The organism is Noviherbaspirillum suwonense, from assembly GCF_900182955.1.
In the GTDB taxonomy this organism is placed as follows: Bacteria; Pseudomonadota; Gammaproteobacteria; order Burkholderiales; family Burkholderiaceae_D; genus Noviherbaspirillum_A; species Noviherbaspirillum_A suwonense.
Genome location: NZ_FXUL01000035.1, coordinates 16,748 through 37,388 on the forward strand (window position 1 = coordinate 16,748; position 20,641 = coordinate 37,388).

Annotated in this window: 18 protein-coding genes and 1 pseudogene; 12 read left to right on the forward strand and 7 right to left on the reverse strand. The window is 54.9% G+C overall.

Annotated features, from left to right (window positions below; all coding sequences use genetic code 11):
* Positions 1-59 precede the first annotated feature (59 nt).
* A complete protein-coding gene (locus QOL82_RS27105) occupies positions 60-995 on the reverse strand; it encodes a hypothetical protein (protein WP_283445448.1) in 936 nt (311 codons plus the stop codon).
* Between the two features lie 398 nt (positions 996-1,393).
* Positions 1,394-2,122 carry a uracil-DNA glycosylase family protein gene (locus QOL82_RS27110; protein ID WP_283445449.1) on the reverse strand — a complete coding sequence of 243 codons (729 nt, stop codon included), beginning with the start codon at positions 2,120-2,122 and terminating at the stop codon, positions 1,394-1,396.
* A gap of 701 nt (positions 2,123-2,823) precedes the next feature.
* Between QOL82_RS27110 and QOL82_RS27115 the strand changes: the two are divergent.
* The 5 genes and pseudogenes from QOL82_RS27115 to QOL82_RS27135 form a co-directional block, all read left to right on the forward strand.
* Positions 2,824-3,284 (forward strand): annotated as a pseudogene (locus tag QOL82_RS27115) (transposase); the annotation flags it as partial.
* 497 nt (positions 3,285-3,781) lie between these two features.
* Positions 3,782-4,096 carry a helix-turn-helix domain-containing protein gene (locus tag QOL82_RS27120; protein ID WP_283445450.1) on the forward strand — a complete coding sequence of 105 codons (315 nt, stop codon included), beginning with the start codon at positions 3,782-3,784 and terminating at the stop codon, positions 4,094-4,096.
* Positions 4,097-4,218: 122 nt separating this feature from the next.
* A complete protein-coding gene (locus tag QOL82_RS27125; RefSeq protein WP_283445451.1) occupies positions 4,219-5,226 on the forward strand; it encodes an AAA family ATPase in 1,008 nt (335 codons plus the stop codon).
* Between the two features lie 3 nt (positions 5,227-5,229).
* Positions 5,230-7,920: a S8 family peptidase gene (locus QOL82_RS27130; RefSeq protein ID WP_283445452.1), complete on the forward strand. Its 2,691-nt coding sequence runs from the start codon at positions 5,230-5,232 to the stop codon at positions 7,918-7,920.
* 33 nt (positions 7,921-7,953) lie between these two features.
* Complete coding sequence (locus QOL82_RS27135; protein ID WP_283445453.1) at positions 7,954-10,473, forward strand: DEAD/DEAH box helicase family protein; 2,520 nt, start codon at positions 7,954-7,956, stop codon at positions 10,471-10,473.
* A gap of 468 nt (positions 10,474-10,941) precedes the next feature.
* On the opposite strand, the gene QOL82_RS27140 is transcribed toward QOL82_RS27135, so the two are convergent.
* Positions 10,942-11,076 carry a hypothetical protein gene (locus QOL82_RS27140; RefSeq protein ID WP_283445454.1) on the reverse strand — a complete coding sequence of 45 codons (135 nt, stop codon included), beginning with the start codon at positions 11,074-11,076 and terminating at the stop codon, positions 10,942-10,944.
* A 295-nt stretch (positions 11,077-11,371) separates the two neighbouring features.
* Here QOL82_RS27140 and QOL82_RS27145 point away from each other — a divergent pair, with 295 nt between their 5' ends.
* Positions 11,372-13,372: a PAS domain S-box protein gene (locus QOL82_RS27145; protein ID WP_283445455.1), complete on the forward strand. Its 2,001-nt coding sequence runs from the start codon at positions 11,372-11,374 to the stop codon at positions 13,370-13,372.
* 752 nt (positions 13,373-14,124) lie between these two features.
* On the opposite strand, the gene QOL82_RS27150 is transcribed toward QOL82_RS27145, so the two are convergent.
* On the reverse strand, positions 14,125-14,841 hold the full coding sequence (locus tag QOL82_RS27150; RefSeq protein ID WP_283445456.1) for a response regulator transcription factor: 717 nt from the start codon (positions 14,839-14,841) through the stop codon (positions 14,125-14,127).
* 186 nt (positions 14,842-15,027) lie between these two features.
* On the opposite strand from QOL82_RS27150, the gene QOL82_RS27155 reads away from it, so the two are divergent.
* From QOL82_RS27155 to QOL82_RS27165, 3 genes are read left to right on the forward strand one after another with little or no spacing between them, the layout of a single operon-like run.
* Positions 15,028-15,288 (forward strand): hypothetical protein, encoded by a 261-nt coding sequence (locus QOL82_RS27155; RefSeq protein WP_346772320.1) that lies wholly within the window; start codon positions 15,028-15,030, stop codon positions 15,286-15,288.
* Positions 15,266-15,472 carry a hypothetical protein gene (locus tag QOL82_RS27160; protein WP_283445457.1) on the forward strand — a complete coding sequence of 69 codons (207 nt, stop codon included), beginning with the start codon at positions 15,266-15,268 and terminating at the stop codon, positions 15,470-15,472. The genes QOL82_RS27155 and QOL82_RS27160 overlap by 23 nt, the downstream gene beginning before the upstream one ends.
* Positions 15,473-15,475: 3 nt before the next feature.
* A complete protein-coding gene (locus QOL82_RS27165) occupies positions 15,476-15,862 on the forward strand; it encodes a hypothetical protein (protein WP_283445458.1) in 387 nt (128 codons plus the stop codon).
* A 205-nt stretch (positions 15,863-16,067) separates the two neighbouring features.
* Here the strand turns inward: QOL82_RS27165 and QOL82_RS27170 are convergent, their stop codons facing one another.
* Positions 16,068-16,931 (reverse strand): AraC family transcriptional regulator, encoded by an 864-nt coding sequence (locus QOL82_RS27170; protein WP_283445459.1) that lies wholly within the window; start codon positions 16,929-16,931, stop codon positions 16,068-16,070.
* A 158-nt stretch (positions 16,932-17,089) separates the two neighbouring features.
* On the opposite strand from QOL82_RS27170, the gene QOL82_RS27175 reads away from it, so the two are divergent.
* A complete protein-coding gene (locus QOL82_RS27175) occupies positions 17,090-18,799 on the forward strand; it encodes a methyl-accepting chemotaxis protein (protein ID WP_283445460.1) in 1,710 nt (569 codons plus the stop codon).
* 155 nt (positions 18,800-18,954) lie between these two features.
* On the forward strand, positions 18,955-19,134 hold the full coding sequence (locus QOL82_RS27180) for a chemotaxis protein CheW (protein ID WP_430438558.1): 180 nt from the start codon (positions 18,955-18,957) through the stop codon (positions 19,132-19,134).
* Here the strand turns inward: QOL82_RS27180 and QOL82_RS27185 are convergent.
* The gene (locus tag QOL82_RS27185; RefSeq protein ID WP_283445461.1) at positions 19,121-19,561 is read right to left on the reverse strand and encodes a group I truncated hemoglobin; all 441 of its coding nucleotides are present in this window, start codon (positions 19,559-19,561) and stop codon (positions 19,121-19,123) included. The genes QOL82_RS27180 and QOL82_RS27185 overlap by 14 nt on opposite strands.
* 65 nt (positions 19,562-19,626) lie before the next feature.
* On the reverse strand, positions 19,627-19,884 hold the full coding sequence (locus QOL82_RS27190; protein WP_283445462.1) for a hypothetical protein: 258 nt from the start codon (positions 19,882-19,884) through the stop codon (positions 19,627-19,629).
* Positions 19,885-20,186: 302 nt separating this feature from the next.
* Between QOL82_RS27190 and QOL82_RS27195 the strand changes: the two genes are divergently transcribed.
* The gene (locus QOL82_RS27195; RefSeq protein ID WP_283445463.1) at positions 20,187-20,546 is read left to right on the forward strand and encodes a hypothetical protein; all 360 of its coding nucleotides are present in this window, start codon (positions 20,187-20,189) and stop codon (positions 20,544-20,546) included.
* The last annotated feature ends 95 nt before the right edge of the window (positions 20,547-20,641 follow it).

A 20,641-nucleotide genomic window follows, 5' to 3' on the forward strand; every position in this document is an offset into this window, starting at 1 on the left:
CACAGCACATACGGCACCAGTAATAGATTTTTCGTTCGCTGTGTTGATTTCGTCCGGCGTCATTGTGACTCCTGCAACCGGTTTTCAGCATCGAGGACGGACAGATCAGTGTCCGGCTGCTTCATGCGCGTAGGGTTGTGCCGGCCAAACGCCTGAAAGTCCATGATGCGCTGCTGCACCGCCGCGACGTGCTCCGGGTTGTCACACACACCAGCGTAAAAGTGAAGGGCAGACAGGGCCTTTCTGTCCCTCGCACGGAATATGAAAATCGGTTCATCCTTGGGAATCGGTGTGTTTGAAGCGCGGTTATAGAGGCAGCCACCTCGAATCCCGTATTTCGGCTCCTGGCTCGCCGGCATACCGGTCTCACTCACGGTAGCACCGTCCCGCACCGCAGATAGCTGGCCGATCAACCCGGTAATTGCTGTTTCCAGCGCGACCGCGTCTGGGTCCTTCGATATGTGTTCCGACCACTCCCGATCCGCTAGCATCTGTGCTATGGATTGCACGGCTGTCCGCAAGCCAGCTTCCTGCACAGACTCAGTTGCATCCAATGGAGCCGTGGACGCCGACTGTGTCGACACGAGTTTCACCATTGGCTGCCCCGCCGCGTTGCCATCGATTACGGTCAGTGATTCCACCACCCCGGAAACACCGCGCGCGGCGTCAAGTACCAATATGCCGATGGATTTCTGGCGCTTGGTCGCGGCAGGACCCGGAGTTGTTCTTGCTGCAACCAGTTCTTCGTATCGGCGGTCTGCCAGGCGGAGGCTATGACGCAGCGTGGCACACTCAAGTTCCAGATCCTGCAGCCGGCGCGCGCTATCTGGCGCTTTTAAGGTCACTTCCTCGTTGTACGCCGTACATGCTTCCACCCCTGCAGCGATTGCCGGGCGCAAAAATGCGGCAACGATTTCGGCTTGGCGCTTAACCGGCACACCGTCTTTCACAGCAACTAGCGTAATCCCGTCGAGATTTGGTAAAGGGTTGCTCATAGTGTCTTCACGAAAAGATTGTCTTTTTGATATCTAGTTGATTGATAGTCCGAACGGAGTTTCCCTATGAAACACGGCGCTGTAGAGCCCGTACGAACCCCATCATGCCTGAAAGATAGCATGGTGCAAGGTAAGGCTGTAGATCGAAGTGGCGATTTAGCGACGATAAATAGCTAGGACGATAATAGGGATTATCATCCTAGCGTTTGTGCTCCAAGGAAGGTTGTCAATAAACAACCTGCATTCGTTATCAACAATCTTTGGGAAAAAGTTATTAACCTACGGGGTCGTCCGCCTATGGGCGAGCGTCTCCTCCCGCTCGCTGCGTCGCAAGTCTCGAGCGGTCGAGAGGAAAGTGGGACCGCGATGAAGTTATCGCGGGATAACCAGTAACGGACTTAACCTACAGCGGCAATGGCGTCCTGTAGAAGGGCGTATTCGGCCTCTCGGCCGGTCATTCCGCCATAACGGCGAAGCTGCACGTTTCTATACCAGCGGCTGGGGTGAGTAAGCAGCGCTATTGGAACTTCGACATCACTGATTCGCACCTTTGCGAAAAACGCACGGCCAGAATCGTCAATCGGCTTATGCTTTCCTAAGCTCCATTCTTTCAGTTCGGGCGTACACGCTGACAGGACCACTGCCGCTCGCAGACCCAACACTAGAATCAGCTTAGGTCGTAAGACGGATATTTGTAGTGACAAAAATTCCTGCGAACGTTGCATAAACTCCAGATTGCCGCGATGGTAGCCAGGATTTGGACCCTCGCTCGATCCATACGCGCGCAGCCCCATAACCGCGTTGGTAAAAAAACATCTGCACAGGTCCAAGCCGGTAGTAGAGGCAAGTGCGCGGAAATTGACCCACGTCTTGCTGTCGATATCCCGCGACTGTCCAGCGAGCATGTCGGCGTGTTCAGCAAATGTCGAAAAATCTTGCCCAATTACCATTATGTCCGGGGAAGTTGTTGCAGACGACTCTTGCCACAGTCCGGCCCCACCTGGGAAGAATGCAGTGCCGTCAACCAGTGTAGGTACTGGCAGGAGTTCAGCTGGCCATGGCGCCAATGTAGCCAGCTTGTTGAAAAGGTAAGCCGCGATCTGGTTGCGATGTAGAGACTGGTGCATGTATCAAGAATGGTAAAAGTAAGCGGATTCCATAGGCCAGACTTCAACATGGCGTATTAGTTGTTTTTTGACATGATACTATTTGGAAAGAGTTTATACATTGCCTGATGCACACTTGAGCCCATGAATCTGAACCCCAATTTTTTTGCAGCAGTTCTACGGCTATTTGTAATTTGCTCCACGTGACTCTCACCACCGCTGTAGGTAATTTGGAAAACGTAGTCGAAGGTTAATAAAGCACACAAACATAATAAATCGCTAAGCTGATATATGGGGTTATCAGTCGCTCATTTATGGTTTAGCGAATCAAGGAAGTGCTGTGAGGTCGTCTGTTATCAACAATCTATGGAAAAATTTATCAACATTCTGCGTTGAACACCTATGGGCTGCCTTCGCATGCCGCTCCCTGGTAGGCCAGTCCCCGAGGCTGCGATAATCGCCGCTTGAAACCGAGAATGTTGATAATTTTTCCTTCATCATTCTCGGGATAACAAATCCTGCGTTCATAAAATCAATCACTTGTCGCGCTCAGTCTTACGCAATTTGTCGAAGCCGGACGGAGGTCTACGAGTTACTCAAAAGCTGCTACCAAAGAAGGCACGGTCTTTACTTGACAGATATTAGCAGCGGGCAGATGCAGCAAGGATCTATAAAGGTGAGGTTTTACGTGAACTGCTTCGGCATATAGAAAAAGCGTAGCCTTGGCCATTTCCAACCAGCGCCCGGTTACCATGGACGAGCGCGGCATCACGTTCCACTGGAAGGATTACCGTACCAGCGGAGGGACGTGTTACAAGGCCATGACGCTGGGTGTGCACGAGTTCATGCGCCGGTTCCTGCTGCATGTCCTGCCCGGCGGCTTTCACCGCATCCGTCACTACGGGCTGTTTGCCAATGCCGGGCGCCGGGCGAACCTTGTGCGCATACGTGCGTTGCTGGTGTGTAGCGCCCGAGGCCGGGGGAAGCGCCGCAGGCGGGGTCGGTTGAATCAATCCAGCCGACATTCGTATGCCAGTGTTGTGGTGCGGCGATGCACATCATTGAGACCTTCGTGCGCCTCCAATCAATCCGTGCTCCGCCGAGATCACTAGGCCCGGCATGTCTCGAGGCCGCTTTCCGTGTTCAACCCACTCGCCGCTTCTTTATCGGTTGCCGTCGATAGGGCAAGGCATTGCCTTGCGCCGCAAAAACACCGCTTCCGGCCACCTCCAGCGCCAAATAATGTAGCGGAGTCATGCAGCCACCGAGCATAGATGTGATCGCGTGATGCGATGTGCTTCCCGGATTGCCGCGCTGAGCCCGACTCCTCACATCCAAATCCCATAACGATCGTCGCTGCCCGACCGTGCCGGAGCATTCCACGGTTTCCTGCTTTGAGGCTTGTACGACGCCTGCCCATGGGCTTCGCAGTACCACGTCTGCCCTACGGTAAGGGCACACATGGTACAACCCTTAAGAATTGTCGACGCTCAGCCCCCCGATCAGTTGGCCGCTTCAGGCAGGTTTCGGCGGTTGCAGTCGCCGTCCTCAATGCTTGCTCTCTCTGAAGCAGACATTCATGACCGTCAAGTCCATACGAAGGAATTTTGCTTGTAGATTTATAGCACTTGGTGCTATAAAGCATATACTTTTTGACGATTTTTCAGTAAGGTGGAATCGATGAGGAAAACAAGGTCTCCCATCATCGACGCTGTTCGTGATACGGCTAAAGGGCTAGGCAACGCGGGCAGGCCTGATCAGGTCACGCTGCGCGAGCTGGATCCGCTTTGGCTGCCGACAGTAGGGCCGTTGCAACCCGCCGAAATTAGGCGCATCCGCGAAAGTGCGCATGTCAGTCAGGCCGTGTTCGCACGCCTGCTCAACACTAGCCTATCGACTGTTCAGAAATGGGAGATTGGCCAGAAGAGGCCCGCGGGCACAGCACTCAAGTTGCTGCATCTGGTTCAGAAGCGCGGCCTGGAAGTCGTCGCGTGAATGCGGTGGTGTTCCAAAGTCCGGTCTGGCGGCAAACGCACAGGTCCGCCGGTAGTTATGGAATCCAGCCATGTCGGTGTGTTAACACCGATCCGACGGCTGGCACTAGAGGGTGATATCGCATGAATGCCGATATTCTGAAGAGAGTAGTAAGAGCCATCGCCGATGGTTCGCAAACGGATCTGGACCGACTGGCCGTCAAGATTGTTGAAGCCGAGCGCAAGACGGGGCACGCCCGGCTTGCCGAACAGCTCGAAGGGATTATCAACCAGCCCAAGGCCAAGCGGCCAGCCGTGCCGCCGTCAGCGCCCGCCATCGACCGCACGCTCAAAGAGCTTCCGATGAGTCGGCGTCATGGCGAGACCCTCGCAACGCTCATATCACACGATCAGCTTGAGCATCATATGGTGCTGCCCGAAGCGGTCGAGCAGCGTTTCGCCCGCATCGAAGCAGAATATGCGGCCCGCGACCGGCTGCGTACCTTCGGACTCAAGCCGCGCAAGACAGTGTTGCTCTACGGCCCGCCGGGCTGCGGCAAGTCGTTGGGTGCCAAGCGGCTGGCTTGGAATACCGGCTTGCCACTAATGAAGGTGCGCTTCGATGTGCTTATATCTTCCTTTTTCGGGGAGTCGGCCCAGAACCTCCGATCCATCTTCAGCAGCGCTCGGGAGAAGCCTTGCGTGTTGCTGCTTGACGAATGCGACTTCATTGCACGGTCGCGTACTGCCTCCAAGGATATTGGCGAAGTGTCCCGCATAGTGAACACGCTGCTGCAGCTTATGGAAGAATACGACGCGCCTGGATTGTTAGTGGCGACGACGAATCTCGAGTCCGCGCTAGACCCTGCGCTGTTCAGGCGCTTTGACGATGTTTTCTCCATCCCCCTGCCTGGTGAGACTGAAATTGAGAAGCTGTTGAAGATCACCCTGTCCAGCGTGCGGATGGATAGGACCGTCGCCTGGGAGCCATTGGTCGCCAAGCTCCAAGGCTCATCGGCCGCGATGGTAGTGAAGGCGGCGCAGGACGCTGCGAAAGCCGCAGTGCTAGCCGGCCGTGAGTCCTTGTCGCAAGACAAGCTACTGAAGGCCGTCGAGGAGCTGCAGCGGCACGATTCGGCACAAAGGGCGTAATCGATGCCGGGAGCACACAAATTTGACCACCTTCCACTGCTCCTGCGCTACCAAGGCAAGGCGCGCCTGCGCGGAGGTGGTGATCCGTCGCCGCAAACACTAGCTAACAAAGGCGCGCAGCGCCAAACGCACAGCGTTGCCTTGGACACCGCAGCCCAAGCGCTCAGTGCGAACTGGCAAGCGCGCCGGGCACAACGTCAGGCGACCGGGCAGGTCTTGCCAGCCATCCCTGCAGGCATTCCCATCTTGCTGCAGATCGACACCGGGCTTGATCTGGACGCCCTGCGCGCCAAGTTCCAATTCGAGATCGTTGCAGAGCAGGAAGAGGGCTATGTGATCGTCGCGTCGAAAGACATTCAGCTCACGGCATTCCGCGCCATGGTCCAGGGTTTTGCCATCACGGCACATGGTTCGGCCACTATCGCCGAGGTCCACACGCTATTCGATGACCCCAACCAGACAGACCGGCTGGGCCGCATCCTATCCGAACATCTCATGGCGTCATGGGGTAACATCGTCGAAGACCAGCTCTACATCGTCGACATCGGCATCGCCTGCGCCGGCACCCAGGAGATTCCACCGCGGCCGATCCGCGGCACTCGCGCGACGGACGCCGAGTGGGCTGCAAAAGAGTTCAATTGGTCGGAAAGGCGGACCCGCGCCTACAACGAGTGGGATGACGTCAAGATCGAACGCGAGACTTCCATTCAGAAGTTCGCCGAGTTCTACCAAGCGGAAATCCTCCATCTTACGGACAGCGCTGACTTCGATGCGGGCGTTCTGCCGGATAGCTTCACGGTCCGACTAAAGATCTTGGGAAAAGGGCTGAAGGACTTTGTTCTCAACTACCCCTACATCTTCGAGGTCGTCGAGCCGGAAGATATCGCGCTGCCCCAAAATCAGGGCCAACAAGGCGTGCAAGCAGCGCCAGCAGTGATGCCTCTCTCGCCCGATGACGACGCGCCTTCCGTATGTATCATCGACAGTGGTATTCAAGAAGCGCATGTCCTGCTTCAGCCCGGCATCGACCAAGCCACATCTCATTGCTTCCTGCCAGGCGAGGCCGCGACGGCTGTTGCGGATGAAGTAGCGCCAGGCGGGCACGGCACGCGCGTCGCCGGCGCCGTGCTGTACGGCGAGGACGTGCCAGCAGGTGGTGCACCGCAACTGCCATTCTGGATTCAGAACGCACGCGTGCTCGACGCTCAGAATGCGATGCCGGTCGAACTGTTCCCGCCCGAAGCATTGCGCAGGTCCGTCGAACGGTTCAACGACAGCCCGCGTAAGACCCGCATTTTCAATCACTCAATCAATAGTCGCAGCTACTGCCGCACCCGCTATATGTCCTCTTGGGCGGCAGAGATTGACCAGCTGTGCAATGAGCGTGACGTTCTCATTGTGCAAAGCGCCGGAAACCTGCCGCTGCAAGGAGTGCCGCCGTTCCTGGGCATCGCCGACCACCTCAACGCCGGCCGGGCCTATCCCTCCTACCTCGAAGAAAATGCGGCACGCATCGCCAATCCTGGGCAGAGTTTGCAGGCACTGACCGTCGGCTCGATCGCCTACGATGCCGCTGAGCTGGGCGCCTGGCGGACTTTCGCCAAGCATGCTGCAAGCCCCTCGGCGTTCTCGCGGTCGGGCCCCGGCATATGGAACGTAATTAAGCCTGAAGTCGTGGAGTACGGTGGCGACGCCGTTCGCACGAACAACGAGCCGCCGGACATTCAGGCTGGGGGCGTCGTCCCCGCCGCTTGCCCCAACTTGGTCCGCTCAACGCTTCATGGGCCCGGGCCAGCAGCCGATCGCGACACCGCCGGCACCTCCTATGCCGCCCCTAAGGTCGCCCGCATTGCAGCTCAGGTGCAGCGCGTCCTTCCCGCAGAGCCAGCGCTGTTGTACCGCGCCCTCGTTGTGCAATCAGCGCAATGGCCGGAGTGGGCAGAAGACTTGCTTTCACGTTTGCGCAATCCGCCGCCGGGCATGACGTTCGCGGAAAAGCAGGCCCTGTTCGCTGCTGCGTCGAGCGCGTTCCGTTGCCTAGGCTTCGGCGTGCCGGACGAAGCGCGTGCGACCACAAACACGGACCATCGAACGACTCTCATTACGAGTGGCGACACCGGAATCCATGCCGGCGAATGCCACGTCTACCAGGTGCCGATCCCGGCCGAGCTGCGACAGCAAGCCGATGAATTCGACATCCGCATCGACGTGACCCTGTCTTACGTCGCTCAACCCAGGCGCACTCGACGCAATCTGCGCCGCTACCTCTCGACGTGGGTCGATTGGAAGGCCAGCAAGCTGGGTGAGGGGCTCCATGACTTCCGTGTGCGCGCGATGAAAGATGTGTCAAATGGCGCGGCGCCGCTGCCTGGCTCTACGCTGCCCTGGGTGCTGCATGAAAAACCGCAGGACGGCTTGATCCGCGACTTTAAGCGCAACAGCGGAACGGTGCAGAAGGACTGGGCGGTCGTTCGCTCGAACAGCTTGCCCGACCACTTCTGCATCGCCGTGGTGGGCCATCAAGGCTGGAGCCATGACCCGGACTCAACGGCGCGCTATGTGCTAGCGGTGACCTTTGAAATCCTAGGCGGCGAAATTATAATTTACGGCCCGCTGCGCACCGCGATCGCCGAGCTTCAGGCTCAGACCGAAGTCGAGCTCGAGGCCGAAGTGGAAGTCGATGCTACCGAATGATGCACGGGCACAAACCAAAAATGGGAGATAGAGTTGGTTGACTTCAAAAAGCGGCTGGCTGGCAAGAGGGCAGAGCGTCCGACCGATCCGCTCAAGCTGTATGACACGCTGGACCGTGCGCATGACAAAGGGCCATTGCGTCCCGCCCAAGCTGCAGTGCTGAAGGATTGGTTCGCGAACCATCATGAACAAAAAGACGTGATCGTCAAGCTGCACACGGGACAGGGAAAGACTCTGATCGGCCTGCTGCTGCTTCAGTCCCAGCTCAACAGCGGCAAAGGTCCGGCCCTGTACCTGTGCCCGGACAACTTCCTGATCGAGCAGACGATCGAGCAGGCCAAGCAATTCGGCATCGCCACCTGCCAGGCCGATCCCGAACTCCCCGATGACTTTTTGAACGGCGAGAAGATTCTGGTTACGTCGGTTCAGAAACTGTTCAACGGGCTCACCAAGTTCGGGCTGTATCACAAGTCGGTTGCTGTAGGCGCGCTGCTCATGGACGACGCACATGCCTGCGCCGACACGATTCGTGAGGCCTGCCGGATTCGCATCCCGAAGGAGGAACCTGCCTACGACGCCATCAAGACGCTCTTCACCAGCGACCTGGAACAACAGGGTGTCGGTACCTTTGCGGATGTCAGCAACGGCAAGCGTGACGCGCTGCTCCAAGTGCCCTACTGGGCTTGGATCGAGCGCGCGTCCGATGTTGCCAACATCCTCGCCACGCACACAGAGCGCAAGTCGATTAAGTTCGCCTGGCCGCTGCTCAAAGACATCTTGGAATCCTGTCAGTGCGTCGTGTCCGGTGTGGCCATTGAGATCGAGCCGCGCATTCCGCCGCTAACGGCCTTCGGCAGCTATGCTAGCGCAGCGCACCGCATCTTTATGTCGGCCACGGTGACCGATGACGCCTTCCTCATCAAAGGGCTCCAGCTCAAGCCGGAAACCATCCTTCATCCCTTGACTTACGCCAAGGAAAGCTGGTCGGGCGAGAAGATGGTGCTGCTACCCTCGCTGATTCATGAAGAGCTGGATCGCGAGCGGATCGTGAGCGGCTACGCTGCGCCCAAGCCCAAACGCCAGCACGGCGTAGTCGCGTTGGCGACGGCGTTCGCCAAGGTGAAAGACTGGCAGTCGTATGGCGCCATAATTGCGGACAAAGACTCCGTAAGTGAGGTCATCGAGGGCCTGCGCGAAGGCGAATACGAAAAGACCATCGTCCTCGTTAATCGCTACGACGGGATCGATCTGCCCGACGACACCTGCCGCGTCCTGATTTTCGACGGCAAGCCGTATTCAGAAAGCCTAGTCGATCTATATGAAGAGGCTTGCCGGCCTGACAGCGTGGCCACGCTGATGCGTACGGTGCGCACTGTCGAACAGGGCATGGGCCGCAGTGTACGTGGCGAGAAGGACTATTCGGTGGTCGTCATCATCGGCGCCGATCTGACACGACTCGTTCGCGACAAGGCATCGCGGACTTTTCTTTCGCCGCAGATGTCCAGGCAAATCGAGATAGGCCTGGAAATCGCCGAGATGGCGAAGCAGGACATCGATAGCGGCGACACGCCGACAGCTGCCTTCCATGCATTGGTTCGCCAATGCCTCCAGCGCGATGAAGACTGGAAAGCCTTTTACGTCGAGCAAATGGAGAAGGTCAAGCCGTCCGGCGCCAACGAGAAGGTTTTGCGCATGTACGCGACCGAGCTGTCGGCCGAACGGAGCTATCTCGATGGCGACTACGCCAGCGCGGCCGACATGTTGCAGAAGATACTCGACCAGAAGCTGGTCGACAAGCAGGACCAAGGCTGGTATCTGCAGGAAATCGCGCGCTACCAGTACCGAGGCAACCGGACCGAATCGCGGCGTCTGCAGCTCGCAGCCCACAAGGCCAACCGCCTGCTTTTAAAGCCGCCTGAGGGAGTCACCGTCGCGAAGCTGACGGTAGTGAGCCAAGGCCGAATCGAACGCATCGCTGCCTGGGTCGGCAAGTTCGACAACTATGAGCAGCTAGACATTGCCCTATCCGAAATCCTTGGGCGATTGGCTTTCGGTGTCAAGGCGGACAAGTTCGAGCAGGCCCTGGACGAGATCAGCAGGGCCATCGGCTTTGCAGGCGAACGGCCGGACAAGGAATGGAAGGAAGGACCCGACAACCTCTGGGCTCTAGATGACTCTCAATACATCCTGTGGGAATGCAAGGACGAGGTCGAGATCAGCCGCGCGGAGATCAACAAGCGCGAGGCGGAACAGATGAATCGATCCAGCGCCTGGTTCACCAAGCACTACCCCGGCATGCAGGTGAAGCACATCATCATCCACCCTACCAACACCGTCGCTAGCGCGGCATCGTTCACCCACGATGTCGAGGCGATGCGCGAGCGGGAACTGAAGCAGTTCGTTAAGCGGCTGCGCGACTTTTTCAAGAGCTTTGAGTGGCTGAATTTCCGCGACCTGTCAGTCCCGTACATCCAGAAGCTGGTCAACCAGCATGGTCTCGATGTGCAAACTTTGTTGTCGCAGTCTACAAAGAAGTTGAGAAATCTTAAATAGTCGCCTTCTGCGCGAATGCACCCGCGGGGAAATGTGACTTCCAACTGGCCGGAGTATGGCCGAAACACATTGGCGCGATCGGCTCAATTCGCTGCATAGCGAAAATTGTCATCTGCCGTATGGATGACCGCTTTGGGTTGGATTTCCCCTGTTTGACTGTGGTAACAGCCGGCAAAAACCAGAGAACTACACACACAAAGCTATCGTCGTCAGTTGACCTCTGTGGCAGCCAGCTTCGCGTCAAGGTATCTGGCCACCGCCTCGGGTGTATTCCATCAGTGATTTCTAGCACATAGTGCCGCGAGCTCAGCCCCAGTCGAAAACCCGTCGAGAGAAGAGGGCGGCTCGGCGACAGGACGATCGAGACGTAAATTCATAATGCCAGTTTACCCGAGCATGACTAGTATTGTAATAAGAAGAGTTATCGAAATAGCTGTCGCGCCGGCATCAAAAAATCCGGGCTTGCACTCATTGCAAAAAGTCCGGGTTTGTGGCCATGCGCTCATGCGCCTTGATCATCTGGTTGATCAGATTGGCGAGGGCAGTGTTGACCTCATCTCGGCGATCCTTGTCCAGCCGCTTCGCATTTATTCTAGGTTCCATGTCTCCACCTCAAAGCGTCATGTCTTCCAGTGCGGCCGCATGCCAGTGCACTTCCATAGCCAGCACGCGCTCCGGCGTGAATAGCGTCACGACTGCAAGCATAGTTTCGTACAATTCTATTTAAGGGGGTACGCAACCGGTCGTTTTTGCACATATCATTTTATTTTTAAAAAATAGTGACCGCAGGAATTAATTGTCTCGGAATTTGTTCTGTTTCTCTCTGCAACGATCATGCTTGCTTTCTGTCTATAATCGTCTCTGTCCCAAGTCGCGGCTGTTACTGAGTAACTCGAATATGATCAATTACGAAAATGTTATTAGTAGCAGCCATGACGAGGTCAACGAAATATCGGACTGGAAGGCACTGCATCGCCTTAGCACAGCACTACTGAAAGCTGACACGGTCCATCAAAAACTGGAACGCATTCTGCGCACGGTCGTGGAGTTCCACCAGACGCAATATGGCGTCATATTGTTTTTCGATCAAGGTAGAGATGCCTTAACTGTGAAAGCAAGTGTGGGACTGGTTGAGTCGGCGGTAGAAGGTTTAACAAAGGTTAAGCCAGGGCAGGGCTGTTGCGGCCTTGCTTTTGCAGAACGGCACCGTGTCATTATCGAAGACTTCGAGTCTAACGATGCGGTAGCTCAATTCCGTCCTTGGGCGGCCCAACATTCTTTTCGAGCAGTTTACTCAACGCCGTTCTATGACGCTGATGGTGATGCGCTAGGCGTCCTTTCTGTGTATTTTGATAAGCCGCACAAGCCGACTTTACGAGAAAAAGAACTCGCTGATATCTGCGCGACTACGATCGCACTGATTCTTGACCGTGATCGCAGCGAAACGGAATTACGTCGTGAACGTGACAGACGGGATCAGATACTAGGTGGCATGGCAGAGGGGTTATGCATCGTTGACCACAATTTCAATGTTCTTGAAATGAACGATACTGGGGTGCGGATCAGCAAGCGGCCGTTCTACGAACTTTCCGGGCAAAGCTATTGGGCGTTGTGGCCAGAGCCTGCCAACTCCGAGGTAGGCCAGCTGTACCGAAAAGCAATGGTAGAGCGTGTTCCTGTGCACTTGGAAAATCGCTGGGAAGATCCGACTGGCGAAATCGGGTGGTATGAACTCAGCGTATATCCCATTGACGAAGGACTTGCCCTGTTTTTTCGGGATATCACCGAGCGTAAGAAAGCAGAAGAAGCCGTTCGGGATAGCGAAACACGCTACCGACTGTTAAGTGAATCTCTTTCTCAACTCGTGTGGCGAACCGATTCACAAGGTGTAATTGTTCAAGGTGGAGAATCTTGGCGCAATTACACCGGATACAAAGGCGATCTGCAGCAAGGCTGGCACGAAGCGGTGCACCCGGAAGATCGGGAAAAAGCGCGCGAGTGGTGGCAGGCTACGCTTGTGTCAAGCGAGATATCCAAATTTACTTTTAGGGTTCTTCGCCAAGACGGAAAGTATCGTTACCTTGAAACCAGGGCCGTGCCTTGGAAGGACAGCAACGGAAACATCAAGGAGTGGATTGGTAGTTGTGAAGATGTTACAACTTCAGCGTTACATGAAGGAGAATTAAAGCTTGCAAACCAGCGTAAAGACCATTTTCTTGCGGTACTGAGCCATGAACTGCGAAATCCTCTTTCGGCAACAAGAATGGCTGCCCAGTTGTTGGGAACATCCCCGGCTGATGCCGCTCGTGTCACTCAACTGTCGGAGGTCATTCAACGTCAGGTAGGCCATATGTCCCGCTTGGTAGAAGATTTGGTTGACGTCTCCCGTGTGTCCCAAGGTTTAGTTCTGCTCGATAAGCACGCGATCGACCTGCGCACTATTGTTAAAAACGCAGTAGAGCAGGTCACACCTATGATAGCAGCCAAGAATCATCTACTTAAGATGGAAATTCCAGTACACGAATGTAAGGTATATGGGGACCGAACTCGGTTAGTTCAAGTGGTGTGTAACCTTTTAAGTAATGCGGCACGATACACGCCGGACCAGGGAAACATCCGCGTTACCTTGGCGATAGAGGAAAATCATTATTTACTGACAGTTGTGGACAATGGCATCGGCATCGATCCAGCAGCAATAACTGAAATATTTGACTTTTACGTTCAGGCTGAGCGCTCTACAGACCGGAAGAATGGTGGACTGGGGTTGGGACTGGCTTTAGTTAAGAGCCTAGTTGAATTGCATGGCGGAAACGTAACGGCAATGAGCCATGGCAAAGATTTAGGGAGTACATTTACCATCACCTTGCCTCAACTTGTAACCACAAAATTACTTACATGAATGAAATTTTTTGGCTTTCATAAACCAAATCTGAGCTAATATTCGTTTATGCAGGGTTCAGAGTGAGACAAGTTTTCAAAAGAATAATCTGCATCCACCGGGGCTGGCGGTTGGCAAAAATCCAGCACCAATTTCGAGCTGTTCTCCTTTGGATGAGCTGCTTTTCATAACAGAGCTATCGCCGGCCGCTGCCTCCCTGGTGGCCGCCGTTCTTGAGCTTGGCTTCATGAATGGCACTAACAGTTCCCCACATTTTTATCCAACGTCTCGCTTTGTCTTGCTCAGCTAGGGACATTGCCTGGCTTAGTCTTATGACTGCCAGGCTCATCCGGCGCGTTGCGTATATCTTGCGCTGATAAATGTCCCGTTGTGCCATTTTTCCCTGAGTCGATTTTGCTTCCTGTTCAGTTAAAATTTAGCACACAATGTTTCGCTGCTTGTAAACAATGTTAAATTAATTATGAATTAGCAACTATTTTGTTGTTATAAATTCATTACGACAGCACTTTGTACTTTGTTTATTTGTTATTGCGCTTCGACTTCATGTAACGGGTCCCACCAAGTGAAACCCATGCCCAGAGCCATTGACCAGCTTTGTCTCGTTCGATTTCAGTAGTGGCCTTGTTCAACCGGATTATCGCCAGGCTTATGCGGATCACGCCATAAACTTTCCTTTGTGCAAAATCTCTTGGAGGCTTCACAAAACAGCCGATTTCATGGCGCAATTAAATGTATCTGTAAAGGCTGATAGGTCAGTCTTCGCTAGACTGCCTATCACCCTTGTTTGAGTTGATCTGGTCTAGCCGATAACCAAACCCGTACACGGGAGAAAGGCGAAAACCGTGTTCTGGAATCAAGCTCAACTTATTGCGTACCCGTGATACGTGTGTATCCATGGTGCGCGATATTTCGGGTGGATTTCCCGCCCAAACCGTCTCGACAATAAGGGTTCGAGAGAGGGGCCGGCCAACGTTACGGAAAAACAGCAGGGCCAGATCGAACTCTTTTTTTGTCACATCCACTAACTTGCCCATGATGCTAATTCGCCCCCGGCGTGGCTCAAACACATACGGACCGAAGTGAAGTTGTTCATCAGACACTTGGTATGGATAGGCCTGCCGCAACAGCACCAAGATTCTGGTGACGAGTTCCCGGCGGCGTATCGGCCTGAACAGATAGTCGTTGGCACCAGCGTTCAGACTTGCAACAATTTCTTCCTCATTAGTTGATCTGGCAATGCAAAGAATGGGCACCGTAGCAGGCACCTGCGCGCGTATTGCCTGGACTGGATTGATTTCTTCTTCTGCGTGCTGCAGGTTCACGACTAGCACATCATAGGGTTCGCGCTGAAACCGTCGTAACAACTCTGCACTTTCCTGGAAAGGAGTGCATTCATGGCCCGCGTTGGCAAGAATCTCGCACATTGATTTAGCTTGTGTAAGGTCGAAATCGACTATGGCAATCTTCATGGCAGGGCGTGAACAAGAGCGTCATTGTTAAAGATGAACGATTGTTAACGTTTCTATCGAGAAAGTAAATTGTAATTTTAGAAAAGTTTATTTTTTGCAACAACACTCATATTTCCCTCAATTTTTGCAGCCATTTCATCCCTAACGCGTGCACGCGTCGAGCACGTGTTCGCAAGCTTGGGACAGATGGGCGGCAAGACGCTGCGCTCCATTGGCCTGGCACGCACAAGGCTGCACCTGAACTGGAAGGTCGCTTCTTACAACCTGCAGCGCTTCGTCTATCTGAAGGAGGCGGGGGTCGAAGCATGCCGATGCCCGAGGTCCGTCCGGATTGTTGAAAACGAGCAGCACAACCTGAAAAAGAGGTTGGGAAAGAACGATGCCCGCGCGTTGCTGGCTCACATCCTTTATCGGCACAAGGAACATGGAGGCCTTTACCGAGGATGATGGCCGGATTGCGATCTGGCCGCAGGGAGATGGTTTTCAACGGCTCCTGTGCGCGGAGGATGTCGCCATTCAGTATGTTGTGGCGCCGGCGCTTGTCATGCGCCGCGGCACTGTAACGGCGGAATTCCTTGCTCAAGACGTGGTGCTTCCCTGCTTCAGCGACGGCAGCGCCTGGAACGGCTGAGGCATGCCTCGCCTCGACAAGGAGACGGACCTGAGAATCGTCTCGCTCATGCCGGATCTGTCCTATAACGAGGCGACTGGCATCATTACGCTGCAGTTCGTGGGAGAGGAACCGGAAGACTATCGGACCCAAACAATCACCTGCGAAGGCGAGGCGGTCGAAGTCTATGAAATCGGCGGCGGCTGGACATGGTGTAGGGTCAAATTGCCGGAAACGGAAGACGATGATCCGTTAGGGCAGAAAGCCAATGAAAAGAGCTTCCTGTTTTTGTCATCTGACTTTCCTGACCATCCCGCTGCTATGGAGTGTCAGTCGGGCAGGCGATTGACCAGGTCACGTCCGCAGTTCACGGCACGTCTGTGGGTGCCAAACCCGGCCGGCTTCTCGTGAAATGGCAGCGGCAGGGGAGACCGCGATAGGGCAACTCGTCATTTACGATGGCTCGACCAATGCGCGCGACAACCCGAATGAACTGACGACAGCCCTCAATGCGCTGTATGGCGTTCAACCTGCGCCAGTTGGTGTTGCCGGCTTTTTGAAGGAACGCGGCTTTGTCGATGCCGCTGGGGCTTGCCGCACCCGGGGATTAACCTTCCTACTGACCCGACTCTTCCATTTCTGGAGAATCGGGTTTTTTCATGCGCGCGGCCCATTGTGTTGGCGTCTTGCCCCGCCGTTCCATGAACACCCTGGCAAAGGACTGCGGCGTGCCATAGCCAACCGCACTGGCAACTGATTTGACCGGCTGACCCTGGCGCAGAAGAATTTCCGCAAGGTCCAACCGCCAATCGGCAACATAGGCAGCCGGACTGATGCCGATCAGGTCATGAAATTTCTTAGCAAATTTGCTGCGAGACATTGAAGCTTCAGTCGCCAAAGTACCAACCTGCCATTCCCGGGCCGGGTTCTCGTGAATCAACGTCAGTACCTTGGCAATGCCGGCATCTGCGAAGCCGGTCAGGATCCCGGCTTTCAGTTGTCCGGTTTCCATGGCATGCCGTATTACCTCGAAGACGAGGATGTCACTGAGCTTGTCCATCATGAAGCGCTTGCCAAGGGATTGCGTGGCAGCGCGGGCAAACAGCAGCTCAACGATTTCCCCAATGCCATCGACCTCTGCCAATGGGATAGCCAGGTAATCCGGGAGTGACTGGGCAAACGGATTGCGCTCGGCTTCCTTGAACTGGACGTTAGCGCAGACAAGTTCGGCTTCGGTGCCGGGTGCCACGACCAAGCGGTGATTGTAGGGCCGTGGATAAAAAATGATCGTCGGCTCCACAGCCACGATCGTCGAGCCGTCGTCGTGTTCCATGGTGACGGGGCCGCGCCGCACGAAATGCAGGTGGCTTACGTTTTGGTTCTCGCTGAACTCATTTGCTCCGCAAAAGTCGCCCGAGAAAAAGGTCTCCACTGCGAAGTTGAAGCGGGACAGAAGCGAAATCAGAAGTTCGTCGTTCACTTGGATGAATCGGTACATTATTTGGATGAGTTGTACCAATAATAGCTCAACAAGGTAAAAATTGCGTCGTAAATATTCCTAACTGGAAATTAGTTTGGTCCATCAACATTCACGGTTCTCTTTTTGGAAGAGCACTGCCAACCTTTTTATTCAAAAAAATGCAAAAACTCTCAAGTCTGAAAATCAGCACCAAGCTCTCGTTGGGATTTGGCGTGATGGCGCTTCTCATCGTTATTCTCGCCACCTTCGCGCTCATGCGCATCTACAGCATTGAAGCGGTAGTGGAGACGCAAAACAGGACACGCGCTGAGAAGCTCGAGCAGCTCTACAGCGCACGGGAAGCGCTCGATCAGACAGGTATCGCCGCTCGTAATGCGTTCATCTTTACCAGCGAGACGGACGCGAACCGTGAACTTGATATCCTCGACGAGCAAAAGGCACTTTATCTGGCCTCACTGAACGCCATGACGCCGGCATTCAAGGGTGAAGCTGACTTCGAGAAGGCAAGGAAGGGCTTGCTGGCCATGGCTGAAGAACTGAACCGTCCGCGTAAATATCGCACTGAAGGCGAGATGGAAGAATATGGTGTGTTCCTGGTCAAGGAATGCTCGCCGCTGCGTCGCCAGATCGTCGCCGATATCGATGTCGTTCTCAAGTCGGTGCAGCGCAACGCCGATGCGCAAAGCCAGCAAGCGGCTGCAACTGTCAGCCAGTCAGAACGAATTATCCTGATGGTCGGGGCGTTGGCGGTGCTGGTGGCTGTGGTCGTTGGCATTATGATGACCCGTAGCCTGCTGAAGCAATTCGGCGGCGAACCGGGTGACGTAGCAGGCATTGCGCGCCGGGTGGCACAAGGTGATCTCGCAGTCAGAGTCGTGACCCGCGTGGGCGACGAGCATAGCGTTATGGCTGCGATGAAAGACATGCGCGACAGCCTGGTGGGCATCGTGGCGCAGGTGCGTGCCGGCACCCAGTCTATCTCCACTGCGTCTGGGGAAATCGCTGCCGGCAACATGGACCTGTCTGCCCGTACCGAGCAACAGGCATCGTCGCTCGAAGAGACTGCATCGTCGATGGAGGAGCTGACCTCCACTGTCAGGCAGAATGCCGACAATGCCCGCGCAGGCAATGACGTCGCTATTGCCGCTTCGGCGGTTGCCGTCCGGGGCGGTGCAGTCATGAGCCAGGTGGTCGACACCATGGGCTCGATCAACGAGTCCGCGCAAAAGATCGCCGACATCATCGGTGTCATTGATTCCATCGCGTTCCAGACCAATATCCTCGCACTGAATGCCGCTGTTGAAGCAGCCCGCGCCGGCGAACAGGGACGGGGCTTTGCGGTCGTGGCAACCGAGGTGCGCAGCCTGGCGCAGAAGTCGGCGGCCGCAGCCAGGGAAATCAAGTCCCTGATAGGGGACTCGGTCGAGCGCATCGGCACCGGCAGCAAGCTGGTGACGGAAGCGGGTGCGACGATGGAAGAAATTGTCGATAGCGTCAAGCGGGTGACGGCCATTATGGGTGAAATTCTGGTGGCATCCCAGGAGCAGAGCGCCGGCATCGAGCAGATCAATCGTGCGATCGGGATGATGGATGCTGTCACCCAGCAGAACGCCGCATTGGTAGAGCAGGCGGCGGCCGCGGCGGAATCGTTGCGGGAACAGACAGGATCGCTGTCCGAAGCGGTGAGCGTATTCCGGCTGGACGGAGCGGTACCTATGCCCCTTCCTGCACCGGTCGACAAGCCTGTCACCGCCATCACGCCTTCGCTAGGTGCCAAACGAAACCTATCTACGTCAGCCAATGTACGTTCGGTCGCCATCAGTTCCAAGGTGGCGGCACGCGACGCAGGGAACTGGGAAGAATTCTAGGCGTGACAGCCGGGTGCCAGGTCTGGCATCTCTGGCTACTGATTGCCCGTCAAACCTTTATTTGAATTTAGAAATGCCTTATGCCTGATGACGGTACCGTGCGTTACGCATTGCGTATCAGCGGCCCTCACCGATCATCATCATGAGAGTCTGTAATGCAGACTGATTTACCCCTGACGTATCCCTGCGAAGTCCTGAATTTTCGCCTCGGAGGCGAGGAATATGGCATCGGCATCATGAATGTCCAGAAACTACGGCCTTATGAAAACGTAATCCGCATCGCGAATGCGCCCGACACGGCCGGCTTCCAGCTGCGAACAGTTACTTTTCAATAATTTCAGGCTTTAGCGGCTGCAGCAACCTTGCCAAGTTCGCTTTGTCAGCATCTTTGACACCATGGTCAGTCAGTGATTGACTCAGGTACGCATCCATTAGGTTAAACTGCTTTGAACTAATCCCCATTCCAGAATGGGCTTTTGCCATTGGCGCACCATCATATCTACAGGGTCCGCCTGAAATTTCGCATAAGTGCATCGTTACGCTTTCTTTTACCGGGGCTAACCTGATACCTTCAAAAATAGCCCGAGTCTGAGGATCAGTTGCCGTTCGGTCGATCGTTTGGCTCACAATAGCCCTAATATTTTCCAGCCCACCAAGTCTTTCATAGAGGGTAGAGGATGCGATTGCCGACGTCGGTCCTATAAAAAGAAAGAAAGCGATGCTGCAGATGAATTGACACCTCATTTTCATCGGAATTTTCAATTAAATTATTTTAAACAACAATGTTCGACAGAACGGGGATATTAGACAGGCTCCCGGTGCTTTACTTATTTTTCTGTACGCGGGCTGGAACGGCTTTCGCCAGTTTCAAGCATCCTAGTCGCATCAGACCAGGCAAACTTTAGAGACCGCGCCATAACCCGCATCAAAGCAAGCAATTCGACCTGCGCATGCACAGGAGCGCCGATTGATTTCATGTTGTCGATGCGCGCCGACAACGCGTCGATTCTTTTTTGCAAACTTTCAATCTCAGCTTCAAGTTTTGCCAGATAGGTTTGATGCTCGTCCTTGGGAACCAAAGTCATTCCGTTTCGTTTTCCAAAGTTTCTTAACTAAGAATCAACCAAAAAAACGCTATTTACATAGAGATCTGACCTGTAGCTGTATCCCCGCTGGGCTTGCTCAAGCCCGCTTGTTGCGGAGTCACTATCAGACCGAAATCATCGCAATTATGTTATCAGTTACCTTCATACTCAGTGCAGCTCGCAGACGAATCAACGCAGGCTAGCTGCTTAAAAGAGGCCTACTGTCGATTCTAAAACAGACCATAAACAAAAATACACACATTGATAAGTCGAGAAAACTGCACATCGGCCACTTCGCCTTCGTGCGCGCCCTGGTGCAAGGCGCGGACACGAAAGCGGCGTGGGAACGGTATCTGCAAATTGAAGGTGACCATGCCGATGTCAGGACCGCGCGTCGCACGATTGCGTGGATCCGGGATGCCTTGGCCGCCGCGGCGCGCAGGGAGAACAGGTTCGGCACCGCGCGCCTGGTCCTGGCCGACTGGTCGAAGGTCGATGGCAGCAGGCACAAGCAGCCAACACTGGACGAGTTCATTGTCACGCGCGGTATGGATGGCTTCTCGGAAGCAGAGCAGATCGAGGCATACCAGGCGGAATACCCAGGTGCCGCTATCCAACAGAAGCGCCGCGCCAAGCTGATGAAAAGCAGCTCGAGGCCCTGATGTCAATGCCGCTCGTGATTTCCTCAAATCTGCCGAAGTAAATTTCCCCACCCTTGGCGATGGGCAGTCAGCCCTGCAGTGACGTTATTTCCTCT